11 protein-coding genes are annotated in these 12,299 nt (G+C 64.6%); 6 read left to right on the forward strand and 5 right to left on the reverse strand.

Annotation, left to right across the window (positions count from 1 at the left end; genetic code table 11):
• The first annotated feature begins 37 nt into the window (after window positions 1–37).
• Together IBJ82_RS00760 and IBJ82_RS00765 are read left to right on the forward strand one after the other, a co-directional pair.
• Window positions 38–1,021, forward strand: a complete 984-nt coding sequence (locus tag IBJ82_RS00760; protein ID WP_194824052.1) for a YafY family protein — start codon at window positions 38–40, stop codon at window positions 1,019–1,021.
• A gap of 196 nt (window positions 1,022–1,217) precedes the next feature.
• Window positions 1,218–1,664, forward strand: a complete 447-nt coding sequence (locus IBJ82_RS00765; RefSeq protein WP_194824053.1) for an ester cyclase — start codon at window positions 1,218–1,220, stop codon at window positions 1,662–1,664.
• 987 nt (window positions 1,665–2,651) lie between these two features.
• Here the strand turns inward: IBJ82_RS00765 and IBJ82_RS00770 are convergent.
• From IBJ82_RS00770 to IBJ82_RS00785, 4 genes are read right to left on the reverse strand one after another with little or no spacing between them, the layout of a single operon-like run.
• Window positions 2,652–3,095 carry a hypothetical protein gene (locus tag IBJ82_RS00770; protein WP_194824054.1) on the reverse strand — a complete coding sequence of 148 codons (444 nt, stop codon included), beginning with the start codon at window positions 3,093–3,095 and terminating at the stop codon, window positions 2,652–2,654.
• 22 nt (window positions 3,096–3,117) lie between these two features.
• Window positions 3,118–4,443, reverse strand: coding sequence for a hypothetical protein (locus IBJ82_RS00775; RefSeq protein WP_194824055.1), 1,326 nt, complete (start codon window positions 4,441–4,443; stop codon window positions 3,118–3,120).
• 5 nt (window positions 4,444–4,448) lie between these two features.
• A complete protein-coding gene (locus IBJ82_RS00780) occupies window positions 4,449–4,751 on the reverse strand; it encodes a WXG100 family type VII secretion target (protein WP_194824056.1) in 303 nt (100 codons plus the stop codon).
• Window positions 4,751–5,089: a WXG100 family type VII secretion target gene (locus tag IBJ82_RS00785; protein WP_194824057.1), complete on the reverse strand. Its 339-nt coding sequence runs from the start codon at window positions 5,087–5,089 to the stop codon at window positions 4,751–4,753. The genes IBJ82_RS00780 and IBJ82_RS00785 overlap by 1 nt, the downstream gene beginning before the upstream one ends.
• Before the next feature lie 1,069 nt (window positions 5,090–6,158).
• On the opposite strand from IBJ82_RS00785, the gene IBJ82_RS00790 reads away from it, so the two are divergent.
• From IBJ82_RS00790 to ligA, 4 genes are all read left to right on the forward strand, one after another.
• On the forward strand, window positions 6,159–7,382 hold the full coding sequence (locus IBJ82_RS00790; RefSeq protein WP_194824058.1) for a cysteine desulfurase family protein: 1,224 nt from the start codon (window positions 6,159–6,161) through the stop codon (window positions 7,380–7,382).
• Window positions 7,379–8,497, forward strand: a complete 1,119-nt coding sequence (gene mnmA, locus IBJ82_RS00795) for a tRNA 2-thiouridine(34) synthase MnmA (protein WP_194824059.1) — start codon at window positions 7,379–7,381, stop codon at window positions 8,495–8,497. The genes IBJ82_RS00790 and mnmA overlap by 4 nt, the downstream gene beginning before the upstream one ends.
• 142 nt (window positions 8,498–8,639) lie before the next feature.
• On the forward strand, window positions 8,640–9,692 hold the full coding sequence (locus IBJ82_RS00800; protein WP_228536508.1) for a methionine synthase: 1,053 nt from the start codon (window positions 8,640–8,642) through the stop codon (window positions 9,690–9,692).
• Window positions 9,693–9,792: 100 nt separating this feature from the next.
• Window positions 9,793–11,916 carry an NAD-dependent DNA ligase LigA gene (gene ligA, locus IBJ82_RS00805; protein ID WP_370585085.1) on the forward strand — a complete coding sequence of 708 codons (2,124 nt, stop codon included), beginning with the start codon at window positions 9,793–9,795 and terminating at the stop codon, window positions 11,914–11,916.
• Between the two features lie 23 nt (window positions 11,917–11,939).
• Here ligA and IBJ82_RS00810 read toward each other — a convergent pair whose 3' ends face one another.
• On the reverse strand, window positions 11,940–12,293 hold the full coding sequence (locus tag IBJ82_RS00810; RefSeq protein WP_194824061.1) for a hypothetical protein: 354 nt from the start codon (window positions 12,291–12,293) through the stop codon (window positions 11,940–11,942).
• Between the last annotated feature and the right edge of the window lie 6 nt (window positions 12,294–12,299).

Consider the following 12,299-nt stretch of genomic DNA (forward strand, 5'->3'; position numbering starts at 1 on the left):
GCAGGTTAGCTTCCGCAATTGCTGAAATGATCGAGAAATGTTGGAGACCTCGGCCCGCTTGCTCGAATTGCTGTCGTTGCTCCAGCTCAAGCGCGACTGGACGAGCTCCGAGCTCGCCGGCCGGCTCGATGTGAGCACGAGAACTGTGCGCGCCGACATCGGCAAGCTGCGCTCGCTCGGCTATCCCGTGAACGCGCGTCCCGGCGTCGCGGGCGGATACCGGCTGGCCGCCGGAACGGCAATGCCCCCACTCCTGCTCGACGACGACGAGGCTGTCGCCGTGGCGGTCGGACTGGGTGCGGTTGCGACCCAGCGGCTCGGAGTCGAAGAGACATCGCTCACCGCGCTCGCGAAGCTGGAGCAAGTGCTGCCCTCACGCCTGCGTAGGCGCGTCGAGGCGGTACGCGAGGCGACGAGCGTCGTTCCAGGGGCCGAGCCGCCGCTCGATCTTTCGGTTCTCGGCACGGTCGCCGCCGCGATCCGCGCCCACGAACGGCTCCGGTTCGGATACACAAAGTACGGCGGCGGCGAAGGCGCCCGCCACACCGAACCGCAACGGCTGGTGAGCTGGGGGCCGTTCTGGTACCTGCTCGCGTGGGATATCGACCGGGACGACTGGCGGGTCTTTCGGGTCGACCGCATGGTGCCGCACGCACCGACGAGTGCGCGGTTCCAGCCGCGCGCGATCCCGGCGGACGATGTCGTCGCCTACGTCGTCGGACGCGTCAGCAAAGCGGGCTGGAAGTACCGCGCCCGGGTACTCGTGCATGCTCCCGCCGCCGAGATCGCCGCGAAGATCACCATCCCGGTCGATATCGAGGCGGTCGATGAGTCCACGTGCCGTGTCGAGCTGGGTTCCGACGACCCGGACCGGCTCGCGCTGTGGCTGACACAGCTCGACGTCGACATCGAGGTGATCGACGGAGACGAGCTCGCGATGGCCTTCGACCGCCTGGCGACGAGATTGCGCCGCGCGGCGGGCGCCGCCCCTTACCTTGCCGGCGAAAAAGGCGCAGAATGATGTGCGTATACCGGCTTCAAGGTTTGCGACCCGTGGGCGCTGAATGCCTGCCGGGCACCATCGGGGCGAGCATCCTCCGTGATGGCAGCGCTCTCCTGCATCGCGCCCCGACCGTCACACCATGCTGAATGCCGGGCGCGGCGAAGGCTGCCCGTAGTGATGGCGAGCCCCCTCGCCGGTTCGGCGTCACTATTAGTTGGGAAACGCCATGTCAGAGCAGAACAAAGCGACAGCCAAGCGCCTTTTCGACGCGTGGAACGCGCGAGACCTCGACGTATTCGACGAGCTGATGTCCACCGACGCCATCGACCACGATCCGCAGAATCCGTTCGCCGAGGTCCATGGTCCCGACGGCCTCAGACGGCTCGTCCAGATGTATCTCGCCGCTTTCTCGGACCAACGATTCCTCGTCAACGAACAAATCGCTGAAGGCGACTTCGTCACTACCCGCTGGACGGGAACAGGAACAAATGACGGCGAGATGATGGGCATGCCCGCCACCGGCAAATCGGCAGTCGTTCAGGGAATTACGATCAATCGTTTCCGGGACGGCAAGATCGTCGAGAGTTGGGCATCCTGGGACACGCTCGGGATGATGCAGCAACTCGGCGTAGTCCCGTCGGCACACTCCGCGACCACCTGACTCGGGACAGGGCCGGCTGTCTGCGTGTGTCTGGTGTCCGAGTGTACGCACGCGATGAGGAGCTGAGGTCGGTCTGATCGAACGGTTTCCCAGCCTCTGTAGAAATCGTAGAAACGCCGACGATGGAAGATGGTAACCCCGTGACCGGGGATGGGGGATTGCTGAACACCAGCGTCCAACCTGAGGCATGGGTGAGCGGTGGAAATCCTGGATCCATCGCCTGTCGGAGGGGCTGTCGCAGGTTCGCGTCCCCGGCGGGACACGCAAAACATGGCAACCGGAAAACGCCTGGTCATCGCGGATTCGTATTCGATCTGACGATGCCGGTCCGCCGGTACGGACTGGTTCCTGATGCCATCTTCGGTGTGCCCACGCCGGGCACACCGAGGATGGGAACTCGGTTGCCCTGGGAACTGCACTGGTCGACTGGTTGTCGAGGTGGATTCCGCACTGGTCTGAGACGGTGCAAATGTTCGCCTGCGATTCACCTGTTTCGGTTGCGATGCTTTGGGCTTGAGTGGCGAGGGTCCCTGTAGACGCTCGTGGACAGGAGGTCAGCGACGACTCAATCGAGCATGAACGGATAAGAATGTCTTGAGACGTCACATATTAGTGGCACTCGGCATCGGCGAACGCGATGTCGTTGAGCACGAACAACTTCTTGGAACCGAGCACCCACTCACCTTGATCGTCCACAACAACCTCACAAGGTGTTACCGCGCCGCGGGCCGAGTTCCGAAGGTTGCCACGGCAAGTACTGGCGGCACGCCGTCGGCGACGATGTGACACTCAACCCTCAATGCGCGCCTATGCCGAAGAAGTTCGACGCTCCGTGTCGCTGGCAACCGGCAATTGGATCGCTTCTGCGAGCTGACCGGCCGCAACAGGCTAAACTGCTTGAGCAGCCCCGAGCCGATGATCAGCACACGCCACTGCCGCCGCTCTACGGAAGCACGCGAGGGCTGATTTACACCAACAAGTCTGACTCTATCGCCCTTTTAGGGCCGACCTGATGCTGTCGGTGAAGGTCGCTAATGCGGTGGTTATCTCCGACTCGTGGTAGCCAGTTCGGTAGCGGGCTTCGAGGGGACCCAAGCCTACCCATGCGACATTGAGAAGGCGTGGCCACAGTTCACAGATATGACTAGGAATATATCGCACCGCTTCCTCGCCTGCTTCGAGTGGCAGTTCAGGTTTAGGAGGTATCTCCGGCAGGAGGTCAGTTTCCTCGACGATCGAAATTCTTACCCAGGAGCCTGGATTGAGATCCCATGGGAGTGACCGCACTACCCCGCACAGAAAACGATCGATTTCGTAGGTCCAGCCTTGCTCGGACATCAGCGTTCCCCGGAAATTGGGAATTTCGGTCGTAACCTGTCGGATAATCTCGAATGTTGGACCATCGATGACAAAATTTGCACTCGGTTGCATGGTAACTTTATCCTCGCTACGCCTACTTGATATTGTCAAACTTCTCTCGACCTTCTGCCGGTGTAAATACGGTTCCACCAGGCGGGTCCTCGATTGTCAACACACCCTTTTCCTTGTCCCAGTAGGCGGTCCGGCCATTGCTGAGATATCTCTGCTCAGTCGATATTTCGCCGTCAAGGACCTTGCGCACGTACTCAGCTAACCCTGTAGCAGGAACGCCGGCGACGTAATGTGACCCATCGCCTTGTTCTGCGCGCCCATTCGCGTGGTTGGCAATCTTTGTTGCGATTTCCTTCGTGACAGGATCGGTCCCTCCGAGGGCTCCGTCATCGATCGAGGTTATCAGAATCGCCAACTCGGCAATAGTCGGCAGTCCACCCGTTGTCAGCACAGCTGTGGTGAACGTAAAGCCGCTAAGCGCGGTGAGAAATGTGTTGGCGGGACCAGCCAAAGCTCCGGCAGCCTGGTTCAGGAAGTCGATCTCTTCTTGGCGTTCGCTGGGTGTCTGTTGCTTGCTCGGTGTCTTTTGCTTCGTTGGTGGCTCTTTTACCTGTACCATCGAACGCCCGATCTGAATGGCGGTGACGACCACCACCATGGCGAACTGAGTGTTCATGTCCGAACGCATCGTCGTCAAAGCAACCGTGTGGGCGTCGACTGCGGCCGCGATGTCGCGGGCAGCGGCTTCGATCTCGCCGACACTGGTAGCGAGCGTACGAAGGTGCCCTGCGAGGTTCGGGATGTCTTCCGGGACATTGGATCCGTAGCCACGCTCGAGCCCGGAGGCGACCACTAATAGTCGTCCCTTGCCGCCGTATGCCGGGTCTGATTGAGCGAAGGTCTTCCATGAGGTTGCGGCGCGCGAGAGCTTGTCGGTGTCTCCGTCAGGGACTTCGCCACCAGCGACAAGCGCGGTGACTTTGTCTTGCAGTTCGGTCCAGTCTGTCTCGAGTCCGCGACTGTTGGTTCCCGATGACGCGACGCCGATTACTGCGCCCGCGCCATAGGGTAATTCCGAGGGGAAGCCACTGGGTAAGGCCGGTGGGTCACCCTTGTCGGGGTCGCGATTGGCTTTGTACTCCCCGCACTTCCAGTTGTGGCCAGCCGCGGTCAATATGTCCCCGAAGTGTTGCAGGGCCGACGCGAAGCTGGTCGCTACCAGAGTCACTGCGGCGGCGCGGTCGTCGTAGGCTTTCGACCACGTCTTGACCGCCTGGTAGCCACCGGCCATAGCGCTGGTTTCTAAAAGGACGGTTTGCAGCGAATTGTAGACGGTTTGGAATTTCTCCGATAGGTCGTAGCATTCCTTGGCCGCGCTCTCATACGACTGCGGGGAGATCGAGCCCACTGAGTTCAGCCACCACTCATTCTCAAATTAATCTCCGCTGCCGCACTGTAGGCGTCGCGGGCGGTGACGGCGGCGTTGTACATATCAGTGATTCCTTCGACCACCGCGGCTGCCCCGGTTGCCCACTCCCGGTAGGCTTCCTCCTGTGCGGTGGCAGCGGCTCCCTGCCACGTTTGTTGGACGGTGGCGATTCGGTGGTTGATTCCGTCGAGACTTTCGGTGAGGAACCCAATGAATCCATTGGCGCGGGTGACGAGCTGGTCTAACTCATCGATATCGAACGTGAAGTCACGTGAGTCGTCGACCATCACATGTTCAGTTCTGGTAGGTCGAGCGAACTCAGGCTGATGGAATTCGAGATGTCTTGGTTGGCAACGGTTTTGCTTGCGACACCCAAGAGTCCACCCATGGTGCTGAGAGCGTTCAACACGTCGGCGGCGCCCTTCTTGGTTCCAGTCCAGCCATCCCCGAATGCATCTGCCGCGGCACCGTTCCAATTGTCAAGGACGCTCGATACCTCGCGGTCAAGCGAACTAAGACCGTTGATCAGAGAATCCGCGACTTGCTGGATGTAGACACCGGCATCAGTTACCTCGCCTGGAACCATCGCGAAAACTATTCCGGGCGTATCGTTCTCACTTGACACGCGAGCCCCCTCATCAAGACAACGGGGAAAGCTTAGCCACGGCAGAGTCGGAAACACAACAGCCGAGGTGCACACCAGTCGGACCGCGGGCTGCTGTTCTTCGACCTCGACGACCGTGTCAACGGCGGAACCCCGCAGTCTGAGGAGTGCTGAGGCAGTTCGGCGACTGATGGACGGACGTCCATGAGTCGCGTGCGATCCGGTCACCGCGAACGTCGACGGTCATGTCTCCGCATAGCTTCAGCCACTCCACGGCAAGGGCCATGACGATCCCTGCCCGGTAGGCGCTGGCGCGCTTGTCGTAGCGAGTCGCGACTCCACGCCAGGGTTTGGCGACGTTTCCGGTTGGCGACCTGATCGGATCGTTGCGAAATCACGACCTCGATCTTCGCCACGGATTTCGCGAAACGTGTTCTGGTGTCAATCGTTGCCTACCACAGCGTCGGCGGGAACCGCACCGCGGTGGCGTACCGGCGGTGCATCGGTAGTACTTCCCGGTGAGATACTGGGTATATGGGGTTCGTGGCCTGGGTGAATGGCCACACCGAGCGGCGCGTTCGCGGCTCAAAAAGTGTGGCCGGACGAGCAGTCGCCATGGGGGCTGGCCCGCAAATCGGTGGTGCTCGGTGACATACCAGGCTCCCGAGAAACGCGATTCGATCCAGCCGGACCATCTGCCAACGCGGCGAGTGAAGTCAGTGGCCCTTGATAGGTCGTTGGTCCTCGACTCCCGTGCGATGTAGTGGAACTTCGTAGCCGAGTTCGATCCGGCGGAGACCGTGAACCGAGAGGATACCCAACCGTTGTTGCCGCGAGTGTGAAGGAAGCAGATCGGCAGATCGCCCCGTATGAGATACCGAGGATGAGGCACGCCGAGGTGCATGGCGATTCCGGCGAGGTGACGCTGTGCCTGCTCTGTCCTGGTCGTAAACCCACTATGGGATGCATCGGGGAATATTCGACACCCTCACTCGGGTTGTGAATCGTGGGTAAATCGTCGAAAAATCGTAGAAAGCAGGGGTGGACCCCGAAGATGACCAGGTCAGCGGTGGTATAGGCTTTGTCGGTCATGAAGTCGGCTTATTCGGGTCCGGTCAACGGTGCGCCCAAGACGGTCTACCTCGATCACGCGGCGACCACTCCGATGTTGCCCGCCGCGGTCGAGGCGATGACGGCTGCCCTCGGGGCGGTCGGTAACGCGTCGTCGTTGCACGGGTCGGGGCGGGCGGCGCGGCGGTCGTTGGAGGAGGCGCGCGAGTCGATCGCGGCTGATCTGGGTGCTCGACCGTCCGAAGTGATCTTCACTTCCGGGGGCACCGAGAGCGACAATCTCGCCGTCAAGGGGATCTTCTGGGGGCGTCGGGCGGCTGATCCGCGGCGCACCAGGATCGTCACCAGCGCGGTCGAGCATCACGCGGTGCTCGATGCTGTCGAGTGGCTGGAGAAGCACGAGGGCGCGCAGGTGAGCTGGCTGCCGGTCGACGCCGAGGGCGTCGTCTCGCCGCAGGTGCTGCGCGAGGTGCTGGCCGCGCATGCCGACGAGGTGGCGCTGGTCAGCGTGATGTGGGCCAACAACGAGGTCGGCACCATCGAGCCGATCACCGAATTGGCCGCTGTCGCACAGGAATTCGATATCCCGATGCACAGCGACGCCATTCAGGCGGTGACCCAGGTCCCGGTCGACTTCGCCGCAAGCGGGCTGGCCGCGCTCAGCGTGGCCGGGCACAAGGTCGGCGGTCCGCACGGAATCGGTGTGCTGCTGCTCGGCCGCAGTGTGCCGTGTGTGCCGCTGGTCCACGGCGGCGGACACGAACGCGACCTGCGCTCGGGCACCTCCGATGTGGCCGCGGCGATCGGCATGGCCGCCGCGCTGCGCGATGCCGTCGGCGCGCTGCCCGCGCGCACCGAGCGGTTGCGGGTGCTGCGCGACAAGTTGATCACCGGTGTCCAGGAGGCCGTGTCCGACGCCGTGCTCAACGGTCCGGCCGAACGACTGCCCGGTAACGCCCACTTCACGTTCCCCGGTTGCGAGGGTGACTCGCTGCTGATGCTGCTCGACGCCGCCGGTATCGAGTGCTCGACCGGTTCGGCCTGCAACGCGGGGGTCGCCTCGCCCAGTCATGTGCTGATCGCGATGGGTGTGCAACCGTGGCAGGCGCGCAGTTCGCTGCGCTTCACCCTCGGTCACACGTCGACCGAGGTCGATGTCGAAACACTGTTGACCGTGCTGCCGCAGGTCATCGATCGAGCCAGGGCCGCAGGCCTGGCCGGCGCTAGAGGAGGTGTCAGATGAGAGTTCTCGCCGCGATGAGTGGTGGTGTCGATTCGGCGGTGGCCGCGGCGCGGGCCGTGGACGCGGGCCACGAGGTGGTCGGGGTGCATCTGGCGCTGTCGGCGAACCCGGGCACGCTGCGTACCGGGTCGCGCGGTTGTTGCTCCAAGGAGGACGCCGGTGACGCGCGTCGCGCCGCCGATGTGCTCGGAATCCCTTTCTACGTCTGGGATTTCGCCGATCGCTTCAAGGAAGACGTGATCGACGATTTCGTCGCCGCCTACGCCGCGGGGGAGACCCCGAACCCGTGCCTGCGCTGCAACGAGAAGATCAAGTTCTCCGCGCTGGCCGACCGCGCCAAGGCTCTCGGCTTCGATGCCGTGGTCACCGGGCATTACGCCCGGCTCGACGAGGGCGTGCTGCGTCGTGCCGTCGATGCCGACAAGGATCAGTCCTACGTGCTGGCGGTGCTCACCGCCGAGCAGCTCGCGCGGGCCATGTTCCCGGTGGGTGACACCCCGAAGCCGCGGATCCGCGAGGAAGCCGCCGAGCGCGGGCTGGCAGTGGCGAACAAGCCCGACAGTCACGACATCTGCTTCATCCCCTCCGGTGATACTCGCGCCTTCCTCGGCGCCAAGATCGGCATCCGGCCCGGCGCCCTGGTCGATTCCGACGGCACGGTGCTCGGCAATCACGAGGGTGTGCACGGTTTCACCGTCGGCCAGCGCAAGGGCCTCGGCCTGAGCCACACCGCCGCCGACGGCAAGCCCCGCTACGTCACCGGGATCGACCCCGATTCCGGCACCGTCAAGGTCGGTTCGGTCGAGGATCTGCAGGTCGACGTCATCACCGCCGACCGCGCGATCTGGACCTCCGGCGTGCGCCCCACCTCGTCGGTCGAATGCGTCGTGCAGGTTCGCGCGCACGGTGGGACCGCGCCCGCTGTGGTCGAGCCCGAGGGTGACGGCTTCGTCGCCAGACTGCGTGAGCCGCTCACCGGCGTCGCGAAGGGCCAGGCCATCGTGCTGTACCTGCCCGATGACGATGGTGGCGACACCGTGATCGGCAGCGGCACCATCAACGGCACCGACCGCACCGCGGGCATCGAGTCCGATTCGTCGGCGGCCTCGGCCTGATTGTGTCGTGGCGGGTGCGCCGATCTTCGGGGCACCCGGCAGGATGACCACCGACCCATACGACACGAAAGGTGTTGAGCGCGTGACGTTGCGGCGTGGTAGCGAGCAGTCCGACGACCCGGCCGCAGCGGAGCCGGTCGACCTGCTCGCCGGGGCGTTCGCCACCGGCATCGGTTCCTGGCCGGGCACCGATCCACTCGAAGCGGCGACCACCATCATCGGTGAACTGCCGGAACTGCCCCACCTCGTCGAACTTCCCGAACGCGGGATCGGCGCCGACATGATCGGACGCGCCTCCGCGCTCCTGGTCGACCTGCGTTTCGACGCGACCACCCGCGGCTACCGGCTCGCCGACCGACCGGGTTCGATCTCTCGCAAGGCCCGTGATTTCGTGCGCGTAGATCTCGATGCGATCGAGGAAGCCTGGGAGACAGCGGGTCTCGTCGGCTCCGGTCGAGCGATCAAGATCCAGTCGGTCGGACCGCTCACCCTCGCCGCCGAAGTCGAACTGCCCGGTGGTCATCGCATCCTCACCGATCGCGGTGCGCTGCGCGACCTCGTGGATTCGCTGGCCGAGGGCTTGGCCCTGCACGCTGCCGAGATCGGTAAACGACTCGGAGCGAAAGTGGTTGTGCAACTGGATGAACCGCAGCTCACGACGGTGCTCGATGGATCGCTGACCGGCCCGAGCGTCCTCAACACCGTCCGCGCGCTGCCCGGCCCCGAGGCGATCCACTTCCTCGACGTCGTGATCAACGCCCTGCCGGGCCCGGTGATCCTGCACACCTGCACGTCCCGCCCCGCCCTGCCCACCCTGCGCCGCACCGCGGCCACCGCCCTCTCCTTCGACGCGGCCACCATCACCACCGCCGATTTCGACGACATCGGCGAAGCCGTGGACTCCGGCAAGAAGCTGGCCCTCGGCCTCGTCCCCACCGAACCGCCCACGAGCCCGCTCACTTGGCGCACTGTCGCCGAACCCGCGGTCCGACTCGTGGACGACCTCGGCTTCCCACGGTCGGCTCTCACCCAGGTTCTCGTCACCCCCACCTGCGGTCTGGCGGGCGCCCCGCTCGCCTGGTCTCGCAAGGCCCTCGCCCTGGCCGCCGACGTCGCCCGCGCCTTCGCCGAAGATCCGGAGTCGCTCACCGTCGAGCGCCCGGAACAGTCGCGGTCGGGTCGGAATCATCGGTGACGCGGTACCGGCCGCTCTGAACGAAAATCCGTGCCCGCACGGCTGCGACGTGCGGGAACGTTCGGCGGATGTGTCGGTGGGCTCGACTAACCTCTAGTGGGTGAGTGACAGCGACAGCGCGGTTTCTGTGAGTGCCGAAGCGGCTACGCCCGAGCAGCGGGTGCGGTGGCAGCAGTTGGCCGACGAGGTGCGTGGGCATCAGTTCCGCTACTACCTGCGGGACGCGCCGATCATCACCGACGGTGAGTTCGACGCCCTACTGCGCGAGTTGCAGGCTCTCGAGGACGCGCAGCCAGATCTGCGGACTCCCGATTCGCCCACGCAGCTGGTCGGCGGTGGCTTCGCGACCGAGTTCACCGCGGTCGATCATCTCGAGCGGATGCTGTCGCTGGACAATGTGTTCGATTACGACGAGCTGCGTACCTGGGCGAGCAGAGTGGAAGCCGAAACCGGGTCCGAGCTGCACTATCTGTGCGAAGTCAAGATCGATGGCGTCGCGTTGAACCTCGTGTACGAGAACGGCAAGTTGGTGCGCGGCGCGACGCGCGGCGACGGGCGCACGGGGGAGGACGTCACCCTCAACGCGCGCACCATCGAAGACATCCCCGCCGAGCTCACACCGACCGACGAATTCCCGATCCCGGAGCTGCTCGAAGTACGCGGCGAGGTGTATTTCCGGCTCGAGGATTTCGCGACGTTGAACGCCCAGATCGTCGCCGAGGGCAAACCGCCGTACGCGAATCCGCGCAATACCGCCGCTGGTTCGCTGCGTCAGAAGAACCCCGCGATCACCGCCCAGCGCAGGCTGCGGATGATCTGTCACGGCTTCGGCCGCATCGAGGGTTACCGCCCGTCGTCCCAGCACGAGGCGTATCAGGCGCTCGCCGCGTGGGGCCTGCCGGTCTCGGCGCACACCCGTCTGGTCGAGGGCATCGACGCGGTGGTCGAGCGGGTCGCCTACTGGGGCGAACATCGCCACGACATCGAGCACGAGATCGACGGTCAGGTGATCAAGGTCGACGAGACGGCCCTGCAACGCCGCCTCGGCTCCACCTCACGCGCCCCACGCTGGGCCATCGCCTACAAGTACCCGCCGGAAGAGGCCACCACCACGCTGCTCGACATCGCGGTGAACGTCGGCCGCACCGGTCGGGTCACCCCGTTCGCGGTGATGGCGCCGGTCTCGATCGCCGGTTCGACCGTCTCGATGGCCACCTTGCACAACGCCTCCGAGGTGAAGCGCAAAGGCGTGCTGATCGGCGACACTGTCACCATCCGCAAGGCCGGTGACGTGATTCCCGAGGTCCTCGGGCCCGTCGTCGACGCGCGTACCGGCGCCGAACGCGAATTCGTCATGCCGACGCACTGCCCCGAGTGCGCCACCGAACTCGCCCCGGCGAAGGAGGGCGACGCCGACATCCGCTGCCCCAACCAGCAGCACTGCCCCGCCCAGCTGCGCGAACGTGTCTTCCACCTGGCCGGTCGCGGCGCGTTCGACATCGAAGCCCTCGGCTACGAAGCCGCCAACGCCCTGCTCACCTCGGGCGCGATCACCGACGAAGGCGACCTGTTCGCCCTCGACGCGCAGGATCTGCTCGGCGTGCCGCTGTTCACCAAACAGGACGGCACCCTGTCGGCCAACGGTGCCCGCCTGCTCGACAACCTGAACGCCGCCAAGGACACTCCGCTGTGGCGGGTGCTCGTCGCGCTGTCCATTCGCCACGTCGGTCCGACCGCGGCCCGCGCGTTGGCCGCCGAATTCGCCAGCCTCGAGCGCATCGAATCCGCGACAGAAAAAGAACTTTCGGCCACCGACGGCGTCGGCCCCACCATCGCCACGGCGGTGCTGGAATGGTTCACCGTCGATTGGCATCGCGCGATCGTGGACAAGTGGCGAGCGGCCGGGGTGCGGATGGAGGACGAGCGCGATCAATCCATCGAACGCAACCTCGACGGCCTGTCGATCGTCGTCACCGGCTCTCTACAGACCTTCACCCGCGACGGCGCGAAGGAAGCGATCCTCGTCCGCGGCGGCAAGGCGGCAGGCTCGGTCTCGAAGAAGACCGCGTTCGTCGTGATCGGCGAGGCGCCCGGTTCGAAAGCGGCCAAGGCGGAGGAACTCGGCGTCCGGATCCTGGACGAAGACGGTTTCCGGCTGCTGCTCGACGGCGGTCCCGACGCGGTCAGGATCGACCCGGTCGAGGATTCGGCCGTGCAGGACTAGCCGGTCGCGCCGCCGCGAACAGCTCAGTTCGGCGTCACGGTGACGGTGTTGCCGATCTGGGTCTTCATATCGAACGACGCGCACTGCCCGTTGCTGAGCTCCTGGGTACGCAGCGGCCGCTTCTTGATGTTGGTCTGGATCTCGACCGTCACGTCGGTGCTGGTCATCGAGCACACCTTCGACACCGGCGCCTCGGTGTAGGACACCGACCCCGCACCCTGACAAGAGTTGGTCGAGTTGCCCAAAAACACCCGTGCGGTTCCGGTCGGGCACGGATCGGCCATCGCACTCGGCGCACTGAGCAGCGCGGCCGGAACCAGCGCTCCCGCCGTCACCGCCGCGACGACGACTCCGCGAACTACTACTCGAACGGCCATCACACT

The organism is Nocardia sp. XZ_19_231, from assembly GCF_015355705.1.
Taxonomy (GTDB): domain Bacteria; phylum Actinomycetota; class Actinomycetes; order Mycobacteriales; family Mycobacteriaceae; genus Nocardia; species Nocardia salmonicida.